23 protein-coding genes are annotated in these 24,544 nt (G+C 31.9%); 12 read left to right on the forward strand and 11 right to left on the reverse strand.

Features of this window, described 5'->3' with window-relative positions; translation table 11 throughout:
• The first annotated feature begins 117 nt into the window (after positions 1-117).
• Positions 118-1,311, forward strand: a complete 1,194-nt coding sequence (locus ACHRVZ_RS16990) for an MFS transporter (RefSeq protein WP_395424075.1) — start codon at positions 118-120, stop codon at positions 1,309-1,311.
• A 124-nt stretch (positions 1,312-1,435) separates the two neighbouring features.
• Here the strand turns inward: ACHRVZ_RS16990 and ACHRVZ_RS16995 are convergent, their stop codons facing one another.
• Positions 1,436-3,016 carry a Na+/H+ antiporter gene (locus ACHRVZ_RS16995; protein WP_395424076.1) on the reverse strand — a complete coding sequence of 527 codons (1,581 nt, stop codon included), beginning with the start codon at positions 3,014-3,016 and terminating at the stop codon, positions 1,436-1,438.
• A 25-nt stretch (positions 3,017-3,041) separates the two neighbouring features.
• Complete coding sequence (locus ACHRVZ_RS17000) at positions 3,042-3,938, reverse strand: helix-turn-helix domain-containing protein (protein ID WP_395424077.1); 897 nt, start codon at positions 3,936-3,938, stop codon at positions 3,042-3,044.
• A gap of 190 nt (positions 3,939-4,128) precedes the next feature.
• Here ACHRVZ_RS17000 and ACHRVZ_RS17005 point away from each other — a divergent pair, with 190 nt between their 5' ends.
• The 3 genes from ACHRVZ_RS17005 to ACHRVZ_RS17015 are packed head-to-tail and all read left to right on the forward strand — an operon-like array spanning position 4,129 to position 6,442.
• The gene (locus ACHRVZ_RS17005) at positions 4,129-4,980 is read left to right on the forward strand and encodes an aldo/keto reductase (RefSeq protein WP_395424078.1); all 852 of its coding nucleotides are present in this window, start codon (positions 4,129-4,131) and stop codon (positions 4,978-4,980) included.
• Positions 4,981-5,039: 59 nt separating this feature from the next.
• The gene (locus ACHRVZ_RS17010; protein WP_395424079.1) at positions 5,040-5,441 is read left to right on the forward strand and encodes a nuclear transport factor 2 family protein; all 402 of its coding nucleotides are present in this window, start codon (positions 5,040-5,042) and stop codon (positions 5,439-5,441) included.
• A gap of 23 nt (positions 5,442-5,464) precedes the next feature.
• Positions 5,465-6,442: an aldo/keto reductase gene (locus ACHRVZ_RS17015; protein WP_395424080.1), complete on the forward strand. Its 978-nt coding sequence runs from the start codon at positions 5,465-5,467 to the stop codon at positions 6,440-6,442.
• A gap of 200 nt (positions 6,443-6,642) precedes the next feature.
• On the opposite strand, the gene ACHRVZ_RS17020 is transcribed toward ACHRVZ_RS17015, so the two are convergent.
• Positions 6,643-7,395, reverse strand: a complete 753-nt coding sequence (locus tag ACHRVZ_RS17020) for a hypothetical protein (RefSeq protein ID WP_395424081.1) — start codon at positions 7,393-7,395, stop codon at positions 6,643-6,645.
• Positions 7,396-7,732: 337 nt separating this feature from the next.
• On the opposite strand from ACHRVZ_RS17020, the gene ACHRVZ_RS17025 reads away from it, so the two are divergent.
• The 5 genes from ACHRVZ_RS17025 (at position 7,733) to ACHRVZ_RS17045 (ending at position 10,222) form a co-directional block, all read left to right on the forward strand.
• Entirely contained in the window at positions 7,733-8,023 is a 291-nt protein-coding gene (locus tag ACHRVZ_RS17025; protein WP_395424082.1) for a GNAT family N-acetyltransferase, read from the forward strand.
• A 219-nt stretch (positions 8,024-8,242) separates the two neighbouring features.
• Positions 8,243-8,518: a hypothetical protein gene (locus ACHRVZ_RS17030; protein ID WP_395424083.1), complete on the forward strand. Its 276-nt coding sequence runs from the start codon at positions 8,243-8,245 to the stop codon at positions 8,516-8,518.
• Positions 8,518-9,069 (forward strand): hypothetical protein, encoded by a 552-nt coding sequence (locus ACHRVZ_RS17035; protein ID WP_395424084.1) that lies wholly within the window; start codon positions 8,518-8,520, stop codon positions 9,067-9,069. Before ACHRVZ_RS17030 ends, ACHRVZ_RS17035 begins: the two co-directional genes overlap by 1 nt.
• Positions 9,066-9,437 carry a hypothetical protein gene (locus ACHRVZ_RS17040; protein ID WP_395424085.1) on the forward strand — a complete coding sequence of 124 codons (372 nt, stop codon included), beginning with the start codon at positions 9,066-9,068 and terminating at the stop codon, positions 9,435-9,437. The genes ACHRVZ_RS17035 and ACHRVZ_RS17040 overlap by 4 nt, the downstream gene beginning before the upstream one ends.
• Before the next feature lie 131 nt (positions 9,438-9,568).
• Positions 9,569-10,222 (forward strand): M15 family metallopeptidase, encoded by a 654-nt coding sequence (locus ACHRVZ_RS17045; protein ID WP_395424086.1) that lies wholly within the window; start codon positions 9,569-9,571, stop codon positions 10,220-10,222.
• On the opposite strand, the gene ACHRVZ_RS17050 is transcribed toward ACHRVZ_RS17045, so the two are convergent.
• The 8 genes from ACHRVZ_RS17050 to tsaD form a co-directional block, all read right to left on the reverse strand.
• Positions 10,223-10,789 (reverse strand): hypothetical protein, encoded by a 567-nt coding sequence (locus ACHRVZ_RS17050; RefSeq protein WP_395424087.1) that lies wholly within the window; start codon positions 10,787-10,789, stop codon positions 10,223-10,225.
• 2 nt (positions 10,790-10,791) lie between these two features.
• Complete coding sequence (locus ACHRVZ_RS17055; RefSeq protein ID WP_395424088.1) at positions 10,792-11,973, reverse strand: class I SAM-dependent methyltransferase; 1,182 nt, start codon at positions 11,971-11,973, stop codon at positions 10,792-10,794.
• Between the two features lie 2 nt (positions 11,974-11,975).
• A complete protein-coding gene (locus ACHRVZ_RS17060) occupies positions 11,976-13,067 on the reverse strand; it encodes an AI-2E family transporter (protein ID WP_395424089.1) in 1,092 nt (363 codons plus the stop codon).
• A gap of 109 nt (positions 13,068-13,176) precedes the next feature.
• Positions 13,177-14,127, reverse strand: coding sequence for a zinc metalloprotease (locus ACHRVZ_RS17065; protein ID WP_395424090.1), 951 nt, complete (start codon positions 14,125-14,127; stop codon positions 13,177-13,179).
• A 296-nt stretch (positions 14,128-14,423) separates the two neighbouring features.
• On the reverse strand, positions 14,424-14,921 hold the full coding sequence (locus ACHRVZ_RS17070; RefSeq protein WP_395424091.1) for a TrmH family RNA methyltransferase: 498 nt from the start codon (positions 14,919-14,921) through the stop codon (positions 14,424-14,426).
• Between the two features lie 10 nt (positions 14,922-14,931).
• On the reverse strand, positions 14,932-15,570 hold the full coding sequence (locus tag ACHRVZ_RS17075) for a DUF4159 domain-containing protein (RefSeq protein ID WP_395424092.1): 639 nt from the start codon (positions 15,568-15,570) through the stop codon (positions 14,932-14,934).
• A 17-nt stretch (positions 15,571-15,587) separates the two neighbouring features.
• Positions 15,588-16,301 (reverse strand): 16S rRNA (uracil(1498)-N(3))-methyltransferase, encoded by a 714-nt coding sequence (locus ACHRVZ_RS17080; RefSeq protein ID WP_395424093.1) that lies wholly within the window; start codon positions 16,299-16,301, stop codon positions 15,588-15,590.
• Between the two features lie 3 nt (positions 16,302-16,304).
• Positions 16,305-17,327: a tRNA (adenosine(37)-N6)-threonylcarbamoyltransferase complex transferase subunit TsaD gene (gene tsaD, locus ACHRVZ_RS17085; RefSeq protein WP_395424094.1), complete on the reverse strand. Its 1,023-nt coding sequence runs from the start codon at positions 17,325-17,327 to the stop codon at positions 16,305-16,307.
• Between the two features lie 206 nt (positions 17,328-17,533).
• Between tsaD and ACHRVZ_RS17090 the strand changes: the two genes are divergently transcribed.
• The 3 genes from ACHRVZ_RS17090 to gap all read left to right on the forward strand — a co-directional run bounded on the left by ACHRVZ_RS17090 (position 17,534) and on the right by gap (position 24,413).
• Positions 17,534-22,021, forward strand: coding sequence for a translocation/assembly module TamB domain-containing protein (locus ACHRVZ_RS17090; RefSeq protein ID WP_395424095.1), 4,488 nt, complete (start codon positions 17,534-17,536; stop codon positions 22,019-22,021).
• Positions 22,022-22,332: 311 nt separating this feature from the next.
• Entirely contained in the window at positions 22,333-23,319 is a 987-nt protein-coding gene (pfkA, locus tag ACHRVZ_RS17095; RefSeq protein WP_395424096.1) for a 6-phosphofructokinase, read from the forward strand.
• Between the two features lie 89 nt (positions 23,320-23,408).
• Complete coding sequence (gap, locus tag ACHRVZ_RS17100) at positions 23,409-24,413, forward strand: type I glyceraldehyde-3-phosphate dehydrogenase (protein ID WP_395424097.1); 1,005 nt, start codon at positions 23,409-23,411, stop codon at positions 24,411-24,413.
• Positions 24,414-24,544: the final 131 nt, after the last annotated feature.

Below are 24,544 nucleotides of genomic sequence, written 5' to 3' on the forward strand. Positions count from 1 at the left end.
CTTAGGTAGTATTTTAATATTATGATCGTTTGTAAAAACAATAACTTTTGCCAATTAAGATTAATTATTAGTTTACAACTTGAGTTTTCGTTATTTTTGCACTTTTAAAAATCCTTCATGAATTCCTCTGCAAAAGCCATCAATCCAATTTACAATCTTCAATTTGGATTAGTCTGTTTAAGTTCACTGCTCTTTTCTGCCAGCTTTAACATGCTAATTCCTGAACTTCCGGAATACTTAAGTAATATGGGTGGAGCTGAATATAAAGGATTGATTATTGCCTTTTTTACATTGACAGCCGGAATTTCAAGGCCTTTCAGTGGTAGGTTGACAGATACTTTAGGTAGAGTGCCGGTGATGGCAGTTGGCTCTATTGTTTGTTTTGTCTGTGGCATTTTATATCCCGTTTTGACAACAGTTTCCGGGTTTTTATTTCTAAGATTAATTCACGGATTTTCGACAGGATTCAAACCTACAGCTACTGCAGCTTATGTTGCTGATATTATTCCGAGAGAGCGTTGGGGTGAAGCTTTGGGTTTGCATGGGCTTTGTTTTTCTATAGGAATGGCTCTTGGACCTGCGATTGGAAGTACAATTAAAATGTATTCTTCTATGAATATGCTTTTTTATGCATCTTCTGTTTTTGCACTTATGTCTATTGTTATTCTAATGAATATGAAGGAAACTTTAAAACACAAACAACGTTTTAGCCTGCGTATTCTGAGAATTTCCAGAAAAGATATTATTGCTCTCGAAGTATTACCGGCAGCTATAGTAACTTTTTTATCTTATATGGCTTACGGAGTAATTCTGACATTGATTCCGGATTGGAGTCAACATTTAGGAATAACCAATAAAGGTCTGTTTTTTGTAGTTTTTACGATTACTTCGGTGATGATTCGTTTTGGGGCCGGAAAAGCGTCTGACAAATACGGACGTCTTCATTTGATTGTAATCGGACTTTTCTTGTTGATTATATCATTGGTGATTGTTGGTTTTTCGACTTCAATTACAGGACTTTTAGTTGGAGCTGCAATTTATGGAGTTTCTACCGGTATTGTTTCGCCAGCCTTAAATGCCTGGACAGTCGATATGAGTTTTCCGGAACATCGAGGTAAAGCCATGGCGACAATGTATATTGCACTTGAGGCAGGAATTGGTCTTGGTGCTCTTTTTGCAGGTTGGGTATATCAGGATGTAATTGCAAAAATTCCGATGTTGATGTATGCCAGTGCAGGAATGGTTTTCTTAGCTTTGGGTTATGTTTGGGTGCAGTTTCAGAAGAATAGAAAAGCTAATTTTTCTTCATAGCACTATATGTAAAAGTGAATATGCGATATTGTCGAAGTAAAATATTTATTAAAGTTGCTTTTTAGAGCTCAAAAAAACATTTTCATTAATTTGAAAGTATAAAGGTATATCAGATAGTTTTCGATTATATATAACGTAATTTTTCTTCTTCAATATCCAAATAATGCATGTGTCTTCTTATAATTGTTTCATCTAAAGTTTGATCTTCTTTATTTTTAGCTATTAACCATTGTCTTTGCTGATTCAGTAAATCAAGATAAATATCTTTAAGATCTTTTCCAATAGATTCATCATCGATTTCATTACTATGCTGTTCCCATTTTTGAATTAATTGCTGCAATGAAGCATTACTTTCTATCTGGTCACTATAATTAGTTTTTAAATAATTTGAAGCATGTTCAGCTAATTCTTTTCGCAAGAGATGATATGCTTCTTCGCGCGGTACAGTATCTTCAAAAACAGTAAAATTAATTTTTCGGATAAAATACGGTAATGTCAATCCCTGAATTAACAAAGTCAAAAGAATAACAATAAATGTAATAAACAAAATGAGGTTGCGTTGGGGAAAACCATTTCCATTATTTAAATAAACAGGTATCGATAGTGCAGCTGCCAATGAAACAACTCCTCGCATTCCGGTCCAGCCCAGTATAAAAGGTGTTTTCAAACCAGGATTTCTACTATCAGCAACAGTGATAAAATTACGGGCAATTAAAGTAACAATTACGGCACCGTAAGAAGACAATATTCTACTAACGATCAAAACGAATGTTATCAAAATGCCATATCCAATTGCTGTTATAAGACTAATATTAACTGCTTCAAGTCCTTTAGTAATTTCGGGCAAATCCAATCCAATTAGCATAAAAACTAATCCATTTAGTATAAAACAAAGACTTTCCCAAACATTTACTCCCTGCAAACGAGATTTGCTGCTTAAAAAACGATGTCTATTATTAGACAAAAGTAAACCGCCACTTACTACTGCTAAAACGCCCGAACTATGTACCTCTTCGGCTGCCAGATATATAATGTAAGGTGTAAGCAATGACAAAACGATATCTGCATTAGCATCTGTAGGTAAATATTTATGCGCTTTCATAAATAGCCATCCAATCAATAAACCAATTGCGACACCACCAATAATCATCCAGCTAAAACTCAATGCCGCTTTATAAAATATAAATTGTTCCGTTGCAACGGCAATCATTGCAAATCTGAAAATAATTAATGAAGAGGCATCGTTCAATAAACTTTCGCCTTCTAATATTGATGAGATTGTTTTGGGTACTTTAACAAATTTTAAAATGGCACCGGCGCTTACCGCATCTGGAGGAGATACAATACCGCCTAATAAAAAACCTAATGCTAACGAAAAGCCCGGAATAACATAATTAGCCACCAATGCTACTGAAAGTGCCGAGAGAAAAACTACTATAAAAGCAAAACTGGTAATTATACGGCGCCAACGCCACATTTCTTTCCACGAAACCGTCCAGGCAGCTTCATACAATAATGGTGGCAGAAAAATAAAGAATATGAGTTCAGGTTCGATGTTTATAACAGGTACACCAGGAATAAAACTTATAGCCAATCCTGCCAAAACTAATAGTATAGGATAAGCTACTTTTATTTTATTAGCCACCATAATCAGCAATAAAATAATGATTAGTATACCTAGATAAAAAGGGAAATTCTCAAGCATTCTTTATTTGTTTATAGTAAAAAAATTAGTTTAAGCTCCTGTATTCAATTGGTGTGTAACCCGTATTCTTTTTGAACATTCTATTAAAGTGTTGCGGATATTTAAATCCTAATTCAGATGCAATTTGACTGACCGATTTATCAGTGTCAAAAATTCGTTCTTTGGCTAGATTTATTAATTTTAATTGAATGTGTTCCTGTGCAGTTTTGCCGGTTTCTTTTTTGATTAAATCACCAAAATAATTCGGAGAAAGATGCAAACGATCTGCAAAATATCCTACAGAAGGAAGACCAATATCCTGAGGAGTTTCAGACTGGAAATAATCATTTAATAAGTTTTCAAATTTTGATAAGACATCCGTATTGATGTTTTCACGGGTTATAAACTGTCTGTCATAAAACCGAACACAGTAATTTAGCAGTAACTCAATAGTATTGACAATAATGCTTTTGCTATGCTTATCAATAGAGTGACTTAGTTCGTATTCTAATTTATAAAATAGATCTTTTATAATTTGTTGCTCTTTTAAAGATAAATGAAGTGCTTCATGAAACTCATACGAAAAGAAAGAATATTGATTCATTAGTTTTGCCAGTGAAGTTCCTTTTATTAAGTCAGGATGAAAAAGTAAAGCCAAACCGGTAGGTTGATAATCCTCTTTATTTTTAATTTCAATGACTTGTCCAGGTGCAACAAAAACCATAGTTCCGTCATCATAATCATAGCTGTTACGTCCGTATTTTAATTCTCCACATTTTCCCGCCTTTAAAAAAACAGCATAAAAACCAAAATGCATGCGACTATGATTTGGTAATGCTTTTGTTTTATAATTGTCGAATACACTTATTAAAGGATGCTGAGTTTCAACACCTTTAAGGTTATTGTATTCTGCAATATTTTCAACTTTTATAATCTGTTCCATCTTGTGGTTCTTTGAATTTGTCATACAAATATACTGTTCAGATTGTTAAGGAGTTAGGTCGAAAGTCCAAATCAGTAAAAATGGTAATTATTGCAGTAATCTGTATACTATAAAGATACGGTTATTGAAGGAAATTTGTACCATCAAAATGGTAGCAAGATTATTATACGAATAAATAAAAATATATAAAATGGAAAATGTTATTTTAAACAATGGGGTAGAAATGCCCATTTTAGGATTTGGAGTTTTTCAAATTACAGATCCGTTAGAATGCGAAAAAAGTGTCATTGACGCTATAAATGTTGGTTATCGTTCTCTTGATACGGCAGCTTCCTATTTAAATGAAGTTTCGGTAGGTAATGCCATCAAAAAAAGCGGAATTGCCAGAGAAGAGTTATTTGTTACGACTAAACTTTGGGTTCAGGACACGGGTTACGAAAACACGAAAAAAGCATTTCAGAAATCGCTGGATAGTTTGCAATTAGATTATCTGGATTTATATTTAATTCATCAGCCTTATGGAGATGTTCATGGTTCGTGGAGAGCAATGGAAGAGTTATATTCTGAAGGAAAAATTAAAGCCATTGGTGTTGCCAATTTTCATCCCGACAGATTAATCGATTTAATTTTGCAGAACAAAGTTGTCCCTGCGATTAATCAAATTGAGACACATCCTTTTCATCAGCAAATTGAGACACAAAAATTCCTTCAGGAGAATAATGTGCAAATTGAATCCTGGGGACCATTTGCAGAAGGAAAAAATGACATTTTCAAAAATGAATTACTAAGTTCTATAGGTAAAAAGCACAATAAAAGTACTGCTCAGGTTATTCTTCGTTGGCTCACACAACGCAATGTAATTGTGATCCCAAAATCGGTTAAAAAAGAAAGAATGGCAGAGAATTTTGATATTTTCGATTTCAAGCTTTCTGATCAGGATATGGAAATAATTACAACATTGGACACCAATAAAAGTTTGTTTTTTGATCACAGAGATCCAATGATGGTGAAATGGTTGAGTGAAAGAAAGCTTGATATATAATTGAAGAGTTGCTTTTAATACTCATTTTTAATTCAATAAATGCGTATTCATTAACAAAGTTGAAACTACAACACATTATGGAAACTGATAAAATAGATCATAATAAATCGGAAATTCTGGATCTAACCCGTCAATTAACAGAGTTGATGATTGATAAGAATATTGTAGAAATGAATAAGATTTTAGATTCGCATTTCACACTCACACACATTACCGGATATGTGCAATCTAAAGAAGAATGGTTCTCGGAGATTGAAAGTGAACGAATGAAATATTATTCATATTCAGAGGTAAAAACTTCGGTAAATATTGATAGAAATAAAGCTGTATTTGTTGGACAGAATCTTTTGGATGCTCGAATTTGGGGAACGCGAAATAATTGGCGCTTGCAACAAACGATGCATCTTGAAAAACGAAATGAGAAGTGGATTATCCTTAATTCGGTGGCAACCACATTTTAAAAAATCATTAAAAATATAAAGTCATGCAAAAAAGAATATTAGGAAACGGATTAGAAGTATCAGCTCTTGGTTTAGGCTGCATGGGATTAAGTTATGGTTATGGACCAGCAACGGATAAACAAGATGCTATAAAACTTATTAGAGAAGCATACGAACAAGGAATTACCTTTTTTGATACTGCCGAAGCTTATGGTATTGCAAATGAAGAATTAGTGGGCGAAGCCTTGAATCCGTTTAGAAAAGAGGTTGTTATCGCAACCAAATTTGGTTTTAAAGATGGAAATGCTAATAATGGTCAAGATAGCCGACCAGAACGAATTAGAGCAGTTGCCGAAGAATCTTTAAGACGATTAAAAACAGATGTTATTGATTTATTTTATCAGCACAGAGTAGATCCAAATGTTCCTATGGAAGATGTAGCGGGAACTGTCAAAGAGCTTATACAAGAAGGAAAAGTAAAGCATTTTGGACTTTCAGAAGCTGGTGTTCAGTCTATTCGAAAAGCACATGCAGTTCAGCCTGTGACTGCTTTGCAAAGTGAATATTCTATTTGGTGGAGAGAACCAGAATTAGAGATTTTACCAACACTTGAAGAATTGGGAATCGGTTTTGTACCGTTTAGCCCACTAGGAAAAGGTTTTTTGACAGGAGCAATTAATGAAAATACAAAATTTGACAGTACCGATTTTAGAAATATTGTACCTCGTTTTACTGAAGAAAACAGGAAAGCAAATCAAAGATTAGTAGAATTATTGGGCGAAATTGCTTATCAAAAGCAAGCTGCACCTGCGCAAATTGCACTGGGTTGGCTGCTGGCACAAAAACCTTGGATTGTACCTATTCCCGGAACTACAAAATCGCACCGATTAACCGAAAATATTGGAGGCGCATCAATTAATTTATCTGCCAATGATATTAAAAAAATTGATTACGCATTTACACAAACAACAATACATGGAGATCGATATCCGGCACATTTACAAAAAAGAGTAGGAAAGTAAAAAAACGATCCCAAAAGGATATCAAATGTTAATTGTAATCGAAATCAATTTAATTTAATAGTAAAATTTACTTATGCTGAAAAATCCCAAACATCAATTAAATGTTTGGGATTTTTTTTAAGTTTAAATGCAAAATAATTACACCCAACGGGTTATTAGTTGCAAATAAGAAACTATTAATTGGTTCGTTTATTCAATTCTTATAAAGTGGGATTTATAATAGAGATTAAGTCTTCTCTAGCTCCTGTTTTCAGATTGATGATTTCAAATCTTTTAGTTGAAGAAAAAGACCCAACATCACTATCACTGTTAATTAAAATTATACCAGTAAGTATTACATATTTACAATTGTATTCTGTAGCAGCTACGAGTTCTAAAATTCGTTTGTCAATGGCTTCATAAACTACTTCGGTAGCTTCATAGAGAGGGATTTTTTGGCTTAGAATTCTATCCTTTTGATTGTATAAAATCTGTTCAATAGTATTCATCTGATAATCCATTTCTGTAATATTACCAGGTTTTATATCGTTATCTGCCAATTTATTTAGCGCTCCCTTGGCAGCACCGCAACAACTTGAATTTTTATTTTGCCCGAATCGATTTATTTCGCCAACAATTCCATCTTTCGAAATTCCGATATGTGGACCATAATATATAAAAACGGCACCTTCATCAGGTACATGACTCGCAAAAGCCTGCATACCTGTTAATCCGGTAAATGGAAATCCGTCTAATCCTCCCATTTTAAAAGGACCTAAAAATTCAAGCGCTCTGGCAGGATACTGTATACTGTTTACATCATCACTGCAAATACTATCCGCTAACATTATTTGTGCGGGTTCTAAATCTAGTTTTTCTTCAACATAATCAATGATTTTATTTATAAAATCGATAGTTGTTAAAGCATTAGGATAGTGTTTCTTAATAATTTCTAGTTTTTCTCTCTTTTTCATTTTCTGAAGGTTTGAAAGTTCTGCCATAATTACAGAACGCAAAATCATAAATAGGTAATCGCTCTTAATAACAACTAGAAAAATGTTGCTGTAGTAAAGTTATAAAATTTCGACCAGTGTCAAACTTCGATTTGATTTGTTTTTGAAAGAAGTGGGCTAATTTAAATGTAAAAATGATCTCTAAAAAAGTTGAAGCTCCAATTTTTAAACTGATTATTTGTATTTTATGTTTTGATAATCATTGATTTATGGTTTTTGTTGTTGAATATTTCTTGTCCTAGATTAAGTGCTTAGTGCTTTATTCTTTATTAATTTTACACTACTAAAAAAAATCATCATGGAATATACCGTTATAAACAATGAAAAAGATAAACGTTTTGAGATTCATCTCGACGGAAATATGGCATTTGAACAATACAAATTGTTTGAAGGAGGTATTGCTTACATTCATACCGAAGTTCCACCGGAATTAGGAGGAAGAGGAATTGCTGCTTATATAGCAAAGTATGTTTTGGATTATGCTGAAGAGCATCATCTTAAAGTAAAACCTTATTGTCCGTATATAAAGGCTTATATCGATAAGCATCCGGAATATCAGGCAAATTCATTATTTCATAATAAAGAATGAAAAATAGCTTGCGTAATTGTGTTTTTGTTATAATCTGATAGTTATTAAATTAAAAAAGTACATGCAATTTTTGGTACTAAAAATGAAGTTTATTCATTAACTAAATGCATTAAAAAAAATATTCAGTAAAGCCAAAAGTTATAATTTTTGGCTTTAATACTTAAATAATAGTACCTTTCTGCAAATTATTTTTTTAGAAAATCTAGTTCCAAATAGTTTATGAAAAAGAGTTTATTTACAGTGATAATAATAGCAATAGTGTACTTTTTTGCAACAGTTTTATATAGTCTATTGTTTGGTCTTCCGCCATTTAATACAGGTTTCGTTGTGGGATATCCGGCAATATATTACCAATTTGACATTTCAGGAAGCGAAAGACAATGTGGTTTTATGGGGAGCATTAATCTTGTCACTAATGTTTTAATTATTTTGATAATCTTCTTCATTTTTAAAATTATAAAGAAAAAACGAGTGAATAAATCAAACCTGAAATAATGACCGAAAAGATACTTTCAAAGCGATGGATTTACTTCGTAATGGCGTTTGTATTAATTATTTTTCAAAGAGGGTACAGATTGATTTTAAATTTTCCGTTTGTTTTAAATATATCGCTTTTTCTGCTTTGTTTTTTAATTATACTTGTTTTTTTATATCAGTACAATCAAAAAGAAAAAGATAAAAACAACCTAACCAAAAAGAATCACAAAATATACGATAAAGTAGATTTGTTTATTGACCTTTTGGGATGTCTTATTTTCGCATTTTTTATTTTCATCACTATAAAAGTAGCTGTTAATTTTTATTTAGAAAGTACAGCAAATGATTTGCCTACTCAGGAAATAAAGCTGCCAATTGATAATTATATTTCAGGCAGATCAGATTTATTGTACTATCATTTTGAAGATAAAGGATATAGTTTGGGTTATAGTAATCCGGATCACTTGACAAGAAAAGAGATAATAGAACATTATGTTCTTAATATAAAGTATAGTAAATCAATTCTTGATATGTATGTCATAAAAGAATATAATATAGAGATCAAATGAAAAGGATTGCCTTAATCGTTTTACTAATTCTCATTAATACGGGGGTTATATTCTATATTAATTTTAAAATAGAAACAGATATTTCCTATCACTACGGAAAAGATGGCGGAATTTTTTCGGCATTAAAAATGATTGTACTTTTAAGTGCAGTTTATTTTTTGGTCTTAACGAAACACAATAAATTTATCTTCTTTATAATTGGTTTTATAGTCGGAATTGTATCATTTATAGTGGGTTATTTTGCATTGTTTTGGATTTCTGGTTCGAATGATATTTATTTTTATTTCTTTGCCATGGTACTTTTTATTTTGTCATTTCATTTAATAGAAAAACAAAGAACGATCTCAAAATTAAAAGCGAAACAGTAGTTTAAAATAGCTTTTTAGAGAAGATTTCTTTTGGTATAAAAGGATAAAAACTATGAATTCAAAGACTTTCAAAATATTAAATAAGAGAATGGATTTTTTTGTTTAATTTCATTTTTCAAATTTTATAGCACATGTCACAATCTACTAAAACATTATTTTTTCTGATTTCTCTTTTTTGGATCGTCTCTTCAGAAGCTCAAAACGAAGTTTACTCGAGTGAAACGACGCAGGAAATTAGTGATACTACTTTTGTAAATTTAAAGGATTATAGCAGCGATTTTGTTTACGACATGAAATACGCTACCGAAGATAATTTTCTAAAAGCCAAAGTATATGATTGCGCCGAGTGTATGTTGCGCTATAAGACTGTTAAAGCATTAATTGCTGCCAATAAAGAATTCATGAAGAACGGCTGTAAAATAAAGCTTTTTGATTGTTACAGACCTTTATCAATACAACAGAAAATGTGGGAGATTGTGCCAAATCCGGAGTATGTTGCTGATCCAAAAAAAGGCTCCATCCATAATAGAGGAGGAGCCGTAGATATTACTTTAGTAAATGCTCAAGGAGTAGAACTCGAAATGGGAACTACTTTCGATTATTTTGGTATTCAGGCCAGTCACAATTATAAAAAGTTGCCTGTGCCAGTAAAAGCAAATAGAAAATACCTTAAGAATGTAATGATAAAAAATGGTTTCAATTCATTCGATTCAGAGTGGTGGCATTATAATTTAAAAACAGGTTTAAAAGATACTGTTTCCAATCAAAAATGGGAATGTAATTAGTTATTCAACACATCTAATGTTCTCCATAAAATAGGTATTCGGATGGTAAACTTTACCATTCAATTCAGAAGTTAAGTCAGTTTTAACAATATAATCTTCTGTGTCTGTCAAGTATTTAATTCGCATGATCGAAATAGGAGATTTCTTTAGTTCTTCAAAATTATCTTTCATAAACATAAAGATTCCCGTGTTTACGCGATTATCAAAACCTTTATCATCGCGAATAAGCGTTCCGCAGTTCTCCTGATTAATATGCATTAATGTAACTATTTTTCCGTTTTCTAACTGTAAATAGATTTTTGAGCTTTTATCAAAGCAATTTGCTTTTATAAAATCTTTGCTTTTTTGAATCAATTGTAAGTTTAAAGTTGGTAAACCATCTGTTTGAGCCAACGAAAAGAAGATGTAATTAAAAGTTCCGCCAAAGTACTTTTCGCTAATCATATATTCGTTAGTTACTTTGTAACTACCAATAGAGTCATTCACGTTTGCACTGTATTCACATGGTTTTTGGGCAAAAGCAGTAAAGGTTAATAGAAAAAAGGTTAGTGTAATTAGTTGTTTCATTTTTAAGTTATTTTTCTGCAAATTAAAACTATTTTGTTATCATTTTTATCAGTTGTAAAAAAACAATACAAATTTCCTCCATTTTTTATTTTCCATTTTTTTCGAATGTTTTCTACTGTGTCCGGAAAGTTTCTTGTAGTGATATTTGCTTGCTGATTAGCAAGTTCTGTTTTCATTTCATTTTTGCTATACGGAATCACTTTTTCGATTTCAAAACGACGTCCCGGAAAATCGATCAAATCTTCAGAAGTATATAAATGGGAATGTTTATGGAGTTTATTAATATCGAAAATAGTACTTACTTCGTCAAAACCACCAGATTTCATAATAGCCGAATTGGGTTCGTAAACATACTTTTGAGGCAAGTGATAGGATGGATAAGCGATTTCATCACCTAGAACAAATTCAAAACTTTCAATTTTTTCTTTTAAAATATTAGCAGTTTTGATCGTGATTTCACCTTTATAATGATTGTGAATTTCAAATAGTAATTCCTTTACTTCATTTTCAAGGGCAATAATATGAATGTTTTTAACGAATTTAAGTTCTGATAAAGCTGCCGAAAGATCTAAAAGCGGAGCAGTCTTTATTAGAATTGAGTTGGCTTTTTCGAAATAAAAGTGCAATAAATCCGGAACGTTTGGCAAACAATCTTTCAGCATGAAAACTTTGCCTTTCGCATCATTTCTGCGTGAAGGATCAATATAAATCCAATCCCATTTTTGACTTAATTCATTTAAGACATTCGTAGAATCATTAGCATAAAAAGTACAATTTTCAATTTGTAATTGCTCAAAATTGTGTTTTACAATTGCCGATAAATCTTCATTGATTTCACAATGCGCTATGCTTTTAAATCTCTTAGAAAAGTAATAATCATCGACTCCAAAACCTCCGGTTAGATCAATTAACGTTTCTCCCAATATTAAAGAAGCCTTGTAAGCTGCTGTTTTTTCAGATGAGGTTTGTTCAACCGATATTTTACTCGGATAAATAATATTCGCAGTCGAAAACCAGGTTGGTAATTTTTCCTTTGCTTTAGATTTGGCTTCAATTTGATTTAGAATTAAAATCCAGTCTATCTCAGGAAACGGGTTTTTCTGAAGTGCTAATTTTGAAATTGAACCACCACTATTTTCAGTTATAAAATCTTGAATATCTTGGCGTAAAATAGGAGTGTTCAATGCTAAATTCTTTCGGTTAATACGGAGACAACTTTGTTGTTAGGAAAAAATTCTTTTAAAATTACTTTCACCATTGTAAAAACAGGAATTGCAATAATCATCCCAACAATCCCAAAAGTAATTCCGCTGATTAAAGTAACCAAGAATATTTCTAACGGGTGCGAATTTACACTTTTTGATGAAATTATTGGTTGACTAATGTTATTATCAATAGCCTGAACCAACAAAAATCCTATGATTACATATATTGTTCTTGGAAGAATTTCTGTTTGAAAATCACTTCCAATCATACTGATCATGGTTAAAATTCCGGCTAATATAGTCCCGATTATTGGCCCGATGTATGGAATGACATTCAAAATGGCACATAAAAACGCAATTACAAATGCATTTTCATTTCCAAAGATCATTAAAACAATTAAATACAAAATAAATACGACCGTTAATTGCAGTAATAAACCAATAAAATAGCGGGTTAAAAAGTGATTTATTTTTGTAATAGAGTTTAAAATTTTATCCTCATTAGTATCAGGAAGAATTTTTCTTGCACTTATTTTAAAAGCATCCTGATCTTTGATAAAGAAAAAAGTGATAAAAAATACAGATACAAGGCCCATTCCCATATTGGCCATAAAGCCAAAAATTGAATTTAGAAAACCTGTAAAATAGGTAAAATCTATAATAGAGGTTATTTTAGAATCTTTTAAAACTTTATTTAAATCTACATGTTGAATGTTAAAGTAAGATTCAATAGTATGTTCCGTTTCAATAAACTGCTGTTGTAAATTTTTAGTATCTAACAAAGATAAATTATTGGCTTGCGAAATGATTAAAGGCACAAATAATAATATAAAACCAACTATTGCCAATATAAATAGAACAAGCGCAGTTGTTGCGGCTAGCGAGTTACCGAATTTTAATTTATGCTTTAAAAATTGAACTAATGGGTTTGCAATTAAACACAATATCAGCGAAATGCATAAATAAACAATTACAGTTTGTATTTCATATAAAAAATATAAAATGGCGCCTACAACTAAGATTGTTGTTAAAGCTCTTAATATTCCGTTTGAAATAATTTTCGATGTTATCATGATTCAATTTTAGATTATAAATATAGGAAAAAGCTTTTGAAATTTAGTAAGAAACAAAAAAAAGCGAGATGATATCATCTCGCTTTTAGCTTTTAGATTTTGTTGTCTTTTAGATTCCAAAACCAGCTCTTGGACCACCGGAAACAAATATGGCAGCCATTCTGCTTTTTTGCCCTTGTGAGAACATGTACATTGCATTATCATCAACGTAATCCATATAATTCATAGTCATTTCTACAGGAGTTCCTGAGCATGTACTATAATGTGGATATGCCGGTAGACCATAATTTTCTTCGTTATGAGTTGGAGTATCAGCAACTAAATCGCTTCCGCAATTCGCATCTCCCCAAATGTGGCGTAAATTCATCCAGTGACCCACTTCGTGAGTTGCAGTTCTTCCTAAGTTAAATGGAGCATTTGCAGCACCAGATAAACCAAAATATCTTGAATCAATTACAACTCCGTCTGTAGCAGATGCTCCACCAGGAAATTGTGCATAACCCAGGATTCCGCCGCCAATGGCACAAGACCATAAATTAAGTTTCGTAGTTGGAGAAGTTGGTGCCAAACCACCTTGAGCTGTTTTTTTCATGGCATCATTTGTTCCCCATGAAGTTTTGGTAGTTGATTTTCTAATAATCTGATCCAGAACAAATGTAATTCCTACATTCGCTTTTACACCAGCAAAAAGAGCCGGAACACTATTGTAATCTGAGTTTAATGCATTGAAATCTTTATTCAAGACATCAATTTGTGATTGAATTTGTGCATCAGAAATATTCTGTGCAGCTGTTTTGTACAAAACATTCACAACAACCGGAATTTCAATTTTTCCGTTTACAAGACGATTAGTAAGCATACTCTTGTTTGTAAAAGCTTCAATTTCATTCATTCTGATCGCTAACATTGGATCAGCTTTCAATTGAGCTTCTAACACTTGTTGTGATGCACATGCACGACGCGTTGCAGCATTAGTTTCTGGACCAGTAGATTCAGTTTGGTCATTTTGGCAAGCAAACAGCATTAACGCTGCAATTGCGGTAAAAAGAACTTTTTTCATAATAATTTGGGTTTTTGTTATAAAAAATTAAATTTGGTTATTTATGACGCAATTTTATAACAAAAACATATTGTAGAAAAATTTTTACAATAGAATATTTGTGAGAATTTTACAAACCCTTACAAATGCTGATTCCTACAAAAAATAATTAAAAAATATTAATCAGTCTTTTCTTTCTTTTTACTTTTTTAAATGTATTTGGTCGTGATTATATGTGTTTAAACGATAATTTTATCGAATCAATTTGATGCAAAAACAGAAATGATACTTCAAAATGAAATTTTAGAGTTCAGTTTTTATAAAGAAGTTATTTCATAAAGTGCTATACTGGCAGCTTGCACAACATTCATACTGGAGTTTTTTCCAAACATATTTATGTGTACAATTTGGTTCGAAATTTTTAAAAGTTCGTCTGAGATTCCGTCAATTTCACTTCCTATTAAAAGTGCAATTTTTTGATTTTTAGGAATTACAACCTCTTTTAGGGGTTTGCTATTGCTTGCAATTTCTAAAGCAATAATTTCAAAGTTGTTTTGAAGTAAATAATCTACAAGTTCTGTTGTTTCTTCAATTATAGAATGAGGCACATGAAGATGCGTGCTTCTTGAAGTTTTATTGATTTTTCGTGGTGTAAGCGGAATATCTTTTCCTAGAAAGATGATATTCTCAACGCCAAAGGCTTCACTAATTCTAAATAACGAACCAATATTTTGCTGGAAGTAAATATGATCACAAACCAGTGTTATCGGAAACGTTTTTCTCTCAAATTGATTTTCTTCGTGAGTAAGTTGCACTTTGTAGCGTTTAATTAGTAAAAATATAATTGATTATGTTGGCACCCATTTTTAAAGCTTTTTCTCTAACAGCTGCCGGGTCATTATGCACTTCGGGATCTTCCCATCCATCTCCTAAATCGCATTCATAAGTATATAGAAGTACTAATTTATTGTCGATAAAAATTCCAAAAGCTTGTGCGCGGGTACCATCATGTTCATGAATTTTTGGTAATCCGTTAGGAAAAGGATATGGTTTTAGAAATATGGGATGATTTGCAGGGATTTCTATTAAATTATTATTCGGGAAAATTTTTTTTATTTCTTTTCTAATATATTGGTCCATTCCATAATTGTCATCAATATGAAGAAAACCTCCGCCATTTAGATAATTTCTTAGATTAGTAACGTCATCATCGCTAAAAACAACATTTCCGTGTCCCGTCATGTGTACAAAAGGATACGAAAGCAAATCAGGATTACTTGGTTCAACAGTAGAGGGTTTTGCTTTTATTTTGGTATTAATGTTAGCATTACAAAATTTGATCAAATTAGGCAGCGATGTTGGATTTGCGTACCAATCGCCACCACCACTATATTTTAGCAATGCAATTTCTTGTGAAAAAGAAGAAATTGAAACCAATAAAAATAAAAGAAATATTTTTTTCATACCAACTTTAGCATCAATTAATTCGAAGTTTCATTAAAAAATACCACACTATGACAAGCTACAATCGCTGCAGTTTCTGTACGTAAACGAGTATTTCCTAAAGTGACAGGCTGAAAATTATTTTCTATCGCCAGTGCGATTTCTTTATCGGAGAAATCTCCTTCGGGACCAATTAAAAGTGTTACGTTTTCATTTGGTTTTAAAACGTCTTTCAATGATTTTTTATCCGTTTCCTCGCAGTGTGCGATTAATTGTAAACCTTCATTTTTTTGTTTGATGAACTCCTTAAATGAAATAGCAGGGTTTAATTTAGGTAAATAAGTTTCGTTCGATTGCTTCATTGCTGATAAAATAATCTTTTCAAAACGTTCCAAATTAATCACTTTTCGTTCAGATCGATCACAAAAAATTGGAGTAATTTCCTGAATTCCAATTTCGGTAGCTTTCTCTAAAAACCATTCAAAACGATCATTCATTTTTGTTGGAGCAACTGCCAAATGCAAACGGAATTTTGGTTCAGGAGATTTTGTTATCGAAATAACATTAACAATACATTTATTGTCAGACGCCAAAGTAATTTCGGTTTCAAACAATAAGCCAAAGCCATTCGTAACGTGTAATATATCGGAGTCTTTCTTTCGTAAAACCTTTATGATATGTCGGCTTTCTTCTTTATCAAATGAAAAGCTTTCAGTTGTTTCATCTATATCAGGATTGTAAAATAATTGCATAATTTAAAATTGAATTCGCGCTTTCGAAACGACTGCTGAAGTTTCAAAACGACTTGATAAATATTTTTGATATCCTACAATTCCTATCATTGCAGCGTTATCGGTTGTGTATTCAAATTTAGGAACAAAAGTTTTCCAACCGTATTTTCCTTCACTTTCTTTTAATCGGGTTCTAATTCCGGAGTTTGCAGAAACACCTCCGCCAATAGCAATTTGTTTGATTCCGGTTTCTTTTACAGCTAATTTCAATTTGTCCATCAAAATTTCAATAATAGTGTATTGAATAGAAGCGCAAATATCATTTAGATTTTCTTCGACAAAATTTGGGTTTTCTAATTTTTTCTTCTGTATAAAATATAAAATTGCTGTTTTTAATCCAGAGAAACTAAAGTCTAATCCCGGTACTTTTGGTTTTGTAAAAGCAAAAGCCTTCGGATTTCCTTCCTTAGCATATTTATCAATTAAAGGTCCGCCGGGATAAGGCAGGCCTAAAATTTTGGCGCTTTTGTCAAAAGCTTCTCCAACGGCGTCATCTGTGGTTTCTCCGATAATTTCCATATCAAAAAAGCCATTCACTTTTACAATTTGTGTATGACCGCCACTAATAGTCAAGGCCAAAAACGGAAACTCAGGTTTATCAAAACCTTCTTCATCTATAAAATGGGCTAAAATGTGTGCATGCATATGATTTACAGCAATCAACGGAATGTTCAAAGCCAATGATAATGATTTGCTAAATGAACTTCCGACTAATAATGAACCCATCAAACCCGGACCTTGTGTAAAGGCAATGGCGGTTAATTGATCTTTTTGTACATTTGCTTTACGAAGTGCTGCATCTATTACAGGTACAATATTTTGTTGATGTGCTCTCGATGCCAGTTCCGGAACTACACCACCATATTGGTTGTGAATTAACTGGTTGGCAACAACATTTGAGAGTACTTTATCGTTATGTAAAACCGCGGCAGCAGTATCGTCGCATGAACTTTCGATGGCAAGAATAAAAACCTCTGAATTTTGCATATAAAGGCACGAATTTTGAATTATATTTGACAAATCAAATATTTGATTTTCTTTTATTATAAGGAGAAGCCAAAATTAAAGAATTTTTATCAAAAACAGCCGTTCTTTGTCTGTTCAAAGTAAATTTAAAAGAAAACTAAAATAAAAGAGCTATCAGAAAAGTAAAAAAAATAATATCACGAACCCTAATTGGGTTAATTTTACTTTTGTTAGCACTTGCTATCATATTGGCTTTGCCTGTCGTTCAGACAAAAATCGCAAAATACATTACCGAGACTTTAAACGAAGATTTTAAAACAGATATTTCTGTAGAGAAAGTTGCGATTAATATTTTTGGAGGAGTAAAACTCAAGACAGTTAGGATTTTAGATCATCACAAAAAGACTTTAATTTACTCGGATATTATCACTACTGATATTGTAAGTGTTAAAAGATTAATCGATGGAGATTTAATCTTTGGCGATCTGCGTTTAACAGGTTTAATTTTTAATTTGAAAACTTATAAGAACGAAGACGAAAACAATATTAATAAGTTTATTAAACGATTTGAAACAAGTCCAAAGAGAACGAAATCCAGTAAGCACTTTTTGTTAACAGCTAAAAACGCCTATATTTCTAATGGTAATTTTTCTGTTGTTGATGAAAACAAAATGACACCGGTTTTTTTAGATTTTAAAAAGCTAAACGCCTATATCAGTGATTTTAAGTTGTACGGACCAGATGTAAATACTACGATCCACAGGTTTTCTTTTTTGGATCATCGCGGTTTGTATGTTTCCAATTTTGCCGGTAAATTTAGTTATACAAAAAAGCAGATAAAAGTTGAAAATCTGGCTATAAAAACTAAAAGATCTTCAATTTACGGATTGGCTGTTTTGAATTATAAAATAGAAGATTTTCTGCATTTTACAGATAAAGTAAAGTTCAATGTTGTACTGGATTCAGCTTCAATTGCATCAAATGATATTCGTTACTTTTATGATGGTTTGGGTAAAAACCAACATTTTAAAATAAAAACTAAAATCAGAGGTACGCTAAATGATCTTAATTTAAGGCATCTTAAATTAAGTGATACAAACGGTTCTAAGATTAACGGTACAATTAATTTTAAAAATCTTTTAGGCAGCAAAACTCAAAAGTTTGCGATGGATGGAAAGTTTGAAAAATTAGTTTCTAGCTATGACAATTTAGTTGTTTTATTGCCGGGAATTTTAGGAAAAAAACTTCCAAAAGAACTTCAGCGAATTGGTAAATTCAATATAGTTGGAAAAGCAAAAGTTTCGACAACTGACTTAGAAACTAGTTTTAAAATGATTACCGATTTAGGAAATGGTGAGGCCGATTTGCATTTGAATAATATGGATTTTATAGATAAAGCTTCATATTCCGGAAATGTAATTTTGGATAATTTTAATATCGGTGCTTTATTGGGACGAAAGGATATTGGAAAAACGACCTTAAATTTAGATGTTGACGGAGTTGGTTTTACCGAAAAATATCTGAATACCATTATAAAAGGGGATATTACAAAGTTAGATTATAATAAATACACCTATAATAATATTGTGGTAAATGGTAATTTTAAATTGCCTTATTATAAAGGACAGGTTTCTATAAATGATCCAAATTTAAATTTGAGTTTTGACGGTTTGGTTGATTTGAGTAAACGTGAAAGTAAATACGATTTCCATATTAATGTTGAAAATGCTGATTTACGAAAACTAAAATTTATAACTGATTCTATTTCATATTTTAGAGGTGACGCGATTGTTGCAGTCAGCGGAAATTCTATTGAGAATCTTCAGGGAACTGTTTCTATCAAAGATGCTGTTTATCAAAATCCAAAGTCAACGTATGCCTTTGATGAAATTACCGTAAATTCTAATTTCGATGCCGATAAATTACGTACGATAACCATAAGTTCTAATGATGTTGTAAACGGAGAAATAGTAGGTAAATTTCAGTTTGCACAATTGGATAAATTAGTAATGAATTCAGTAGGAAGTCTTTACACGAATTACAAACCTTACAAAGTTAAAAAAGGACAGTTTTTGCGATTCAATTTCCATGTTTATGATAAAGTGGTTGAAATGCTGTATCCTGAAATTAATATTGACTCGAGTACTGTAATGCGCGGAAAAATTGACTCCGATTTACAAGAGTTTAAGTTTAGATTTAAATCTCAGAAAATTACGGCTGCAAAAAATACATTCGATAATATTCGAATCAATATTGATAATAAAAATGCGCTTTATAATGCTTTCGTCGAATTAGATAGTATCAAAACGCCCTATTATAAAGTCCGTGATTTTAACTTAATTAATGTTACCTCAAAAGATACTTTGTTTGTCCGATCTGAGTTTAAAGGCGGCGAAAAAGGAGAAGATTACTTTAACTTGGATTTGTATCATACTATAGATAAAAATAAAAATAATATTGTTGGTATCAAGAAATCTGAAATGAAATTTAAAGATTATCTCTGGTATTTAAATGAAGATGAGGATAAAGATAATCAGATTGTTTTTGATCAATTCTTTAAAAATTTCACGATTGATAATATTATTTTGTCGCACGAAAATCAGAAAATTGATTTAAATGGTGTTATTAAAGGAAGTGATTACAAAGATATTGTTCTGAATTTTGAAGATGTTGATATTAATAAAATTACGCCGTTAAACTCTAAGTTTGTTTTTAACGGGAACTTGAATGGAAATGTCAATTATAAGCAGAACAAGAATGTTTTTCAGCCAACGGCATCCATTGTAATTGATCATCTTAATTTGAATAAGACCGACTTAGGAACTTTAAATTTTGATATTGCCGGTGATGAAACCTTTAAGAAATTCACCATAAATTCGTCTATTCAAAATGGTTTTACAGAATCGTTTAGAGCCAATGGAACTTTTGCGATAGAAAATAAAGAAACTTTCCTGGACTTAAATTTAAAACTCGAAGGATTTAATCTGGCTACTTTAGGGACAGTTGGAGGAGATGTTTTGTCTAATATTCGAGGATCAGTTTCTGGTAATGCCGCAGTTGTAGGGAATCTTAAAAAACCGGAGATAAACGGGCGACTATATGTCGAAAAAGCAGGAATGACGATCCCGTATCTTAATGTCGATTATGAATTGAGTGATCGTACGGTAATTGATTTGACGGATGAAAAGTTTTTGTTTAGAAATAATCAGCTTACAGATACAAAATATGAAACTAAAGGTTTGCTGAACGGAAGTATTGAGCATCATAATTTTGGAGATTGGAAATTAGATTTGACAATTACATCAAAGAGATTGTTGGCGCTGGATACAAAAGATAGTGAAGATGCAGCATATTTTGGTACGGCATTTATAAATGGTACGGCAAGTATTAAAGGGCCTACAGAAAGTTTATTTATAAAAGTAGATGCTAAGTCTGAGAAAGGAACAGAAGTCAAGATACCTATTAATAATGCTCAAAGCGTTGGAGAAAGTAGTTGGATTCATTTTGTGACGCCAAAAGAAAAATACAACTTAGCAAATGGTATTGTAGAAAAAACAAGAAATTATAATGGTCTTGAACTGGAATTTGATTTTGATATTACTCCAGATGCCGAGGTTGAAGTAATTTTGGATAGAAATTCCGGACATGGTATGAAAGGTAAAGGTTACGGATCCTTATTATTTAAAATCAATACGCTTGGGAAGTTTAATATGTGGGGAGATTTCCAGGCATATGAAGGAACTTATAATTTTAAATACGGAGGTTTAATCGATAAAAAATTCTCAGTTAAAAAAGGAGGATCTATTATTTGGGAAGGAAACCCAATGAAGGCACAATTGAATTTGGAAGCAGTTTATAAAACTTCTGCAAATCCTGCAGTGTTATTAGATAATACCTCTTCGTTTAATAAAAAAGTACCTGTAGAAGTTGTGATTGGTTTGAGAGGAGATTTAACAAGTCCGGAACCAAATTTTGATATTCAGTTTCCATCCGTAAGTAATGTTTTAAAGTCAGAGATACAATATAAGTTGGATGATAAAGATATTCGTCAGACACAAGCACTTTATCTATTGTCAACGGGCTCGTTTATGAGTACAGACGGATTTAGTCAGGGCGATTTATCTGGAACACTTACAGAAACGGCTTCTAGTTTGTTAGGCGGAATTATAAAATCAGATAATGATAAAGTCAATATTGATTTAAATTATATTTCTGCAGATAAAAGGTTAGGGCAGGAGGCCGATGGTCAGTTTGTTGCTAATATAACGTCTCAGGTAAATGAAAGAATTACAATAAACGGAAAATTAGGAGTTCCGATTGGCGGTGTCAACGAATCTGCAATTGTTGGAGATATTGAAATATTATACAGAGTAAATGAAGATGGTTCAATGAATCTTCGTTTATTTAATAAAGAAAATGATATCAACTATATTGGACAAGGAATTGGTTACACGCAAGGAGTTGGTATTTCGTATGAAGTAGATTTTGATACCTTTAGTGAGTTGGTCAATAAACTGTTCAAGAATCATAAATTAGAAAGAGCTATAAAAAGCTCTTCAGATGATTTGCAGGATTCTTATTTAAATCCTGAATTAGTCAAATTCTCAAATAAAAAGGATGCCGAAAAGAATAAAAAGAAAACGGATAAAAAAGAAGAGAAGAAAACTACACAACCACAAAATAACGAAGGATTGATTCCGGATAATGACTTTTAATTGATTTGTTAAAAATATATTATATAAAACCATTCACTGCGGTGAATGGTTTTTTTTGTGCTAATTTTAAAGGCTGATTAATTTTTTGGAGATTGATATAAAACAATAAAATTTTATAACACTTCATTTATGTATTGTTAATTTTAAATATTTACTTAAAATAAGTAGCTTTTATTATTTTAAATGAATTTTTTACTATCGAAAAACTTATTAACGAAAACGTTTGAATTTAACATATTTTATTAATTTATTATAAACATAACCCGAAAAGTGGTGAATGTTTGCTAATTTTACACTTTAATACTTAAATAATGCCAAAAACAATAAAAAAAGTTGGTGTTCTGACATCTGGAGGAGACTCACCAGGAATGAATGCCGCAATACGATCAGTTGTTAGAACGTGTGCGTATCATAATATAGAATGCATCGGAATTTATAGAGGGTATCAAGGAATGATCGAAGGTGACTTCAAAGAAATGGGACCTCGAAGCGTAAATAATATTGTAAACAAAGGTGGAACGATCTTAAAATCGGCTCGTTCAGTTGAGTTTAGAACTCCTGAAGGTAGAAAAAAAGCGCACGAAAATCTAGTAAAAGCCGGAGTTGATGCTCTTGTTGTTATTGGAGGAGACGGAAGTTTTACCGGAGGATTGATTTTTAATTCAGAATATGGTTTTCCAGTAATGGGAATTCCAGGTACAATTGATAATGATATTTTTGGAACAAGTCATACGTTAGGTTATGATACAGCACTTAATACTGTTGTAGATTGTATTGATAAAATTAGAGATACTGCAAGTTCACATAATCGTCTGTTTTTTGTAGAGGTTATGGGTAGAGACGCAGGACATATTGCTCTTAATGCCGGAATTGGAGCAGGTGCCGAAGAAATTCTTATTCCTGAAGAAGATTTAGGTTTAGACAGATTGCTAGACTCTCTTCAAAAAAGTAAAGCTTCAGGAAAATCATCAAGTATAGTGGTTATTGCCGAAGGAGATAAAATTGGTAAAAACGTTTTCGAATTAAAAGATTACGTTGAAGCTAATTTGCCGGAATATGACGTTAGAGTTTCGGTTTTAGGACACATGCAGCGTGGTGGTTCTCCATCTTGCTTTGATCGTGTTTTAGCAAGCCGTTTAGGTGTAAAAGCTGTAGAGTCATTAATAGATGGTAAGTCAAATTATATGGTTGGATTACAGGCTGATAAAGTAGTTTTAACTCCTCTTGAACAAGCAATTAAAGGTAAATCTGAAATTGATAGAGAATTGTTAAGAGTATCTGACATCATGTCAACATAAAATAAAAGTTTAAAAAAGGAAAGAAGTTTATTGTGAGGAAATTAGACTTTAAATTAGTGTAATAAAAACAAAAGCAAAAATTAAGTAAAATGTCAAAAGTAAAATTAGGAATAAACGGATTTGGACGTATCGGAAGAATCGTTTTTAGAGAAACTTTCAATAGAGATAATGTAGAAGTAGTAGCAATCAACGATTTATTAGATGTTGATCACTTAGCTTACTTATTAAAATATGATTCAGTTCACGGACGTTTCAATGGAACTGTAGAAGTGAAAGAAGGAAAACTTTATGTAAACGGAAGAAATATCCGTATCACTGCAGAAAGAAACCCAGCTGACTTAAAATGGAATGAAGTTGATGTTGATGTAGTTGCTGAATGTACTGGTATCTTCACAACTATTGAAACTGCAAACGAGCATATCAAAGGTGGTGCTAAGAAAGTAATTATTTCTGCTCCGTCTGCAGATGCTCCAATGTTTGTAATGGGTGTAAACCACAAAACTGCAAAAGCTTCTGATTTAGTTGTTTCTAATGCTTCTTGTACTACAAACTGTTTAGCTCCTTTAGCTAAAGTAATTCATGATAATTTCGAAATTGTTGAAGGTTTAATGACAACTGTTCACGCTACAACTTCAACTCAAATGACTGCTGATGGTCCTTCTAGAAAAGACTGGAGAGGTGGACGTGCTGCAAGCATCAACATTATCCCATCTTCAACTGGAGCTGCTAAAGCTGTTGGAAAAGTAATTCCTGCTTTGAATGGAAAATTAACTGGAATGTCTTTCCGTGTTCCTACTGCTGACGTTTCTGTAGTGGATTTAACTGTAAAAGTAGCTAAAGAAACTTCTTACGAAGAAATTATGGCTGTTTTAAAGAAAGCTTCTGAAAATGAATTAAAAGGTATTTTAGGATATACTGAAGATGCTGTTGTATCTCAAGATTTTATTTCTGACAAAAGAACTTCTATTGTTGATGCTACTGCAGGAATTGGATTAAACTCAACTTTCTTCAAACTTGTTTCTTGGTACGACAATGAGTACGGATACTCAAGTAAATTGATCGATTTATCTGTACATATTGCAGGTTTAAAATAATATTATATATTTTTGTAAAGTCCCGTTATTTAATTGTAGCGGGATTTTTCTTATTTTGTTACTTCTTTAATTAACGTAAAAAATACACTTTTTATTTAGTTAAAGAAAAACTAATCCAAAAACTAAATAAA

The organism is Flavobacterium sp. FlaQc-57 (assembly GCF_044007395.1).
Lineage (GTDB): Bacteria > Bacteroidota > Bacteroidia > Flavobacteriales > Flavobacteriaceae > Flavobacterium.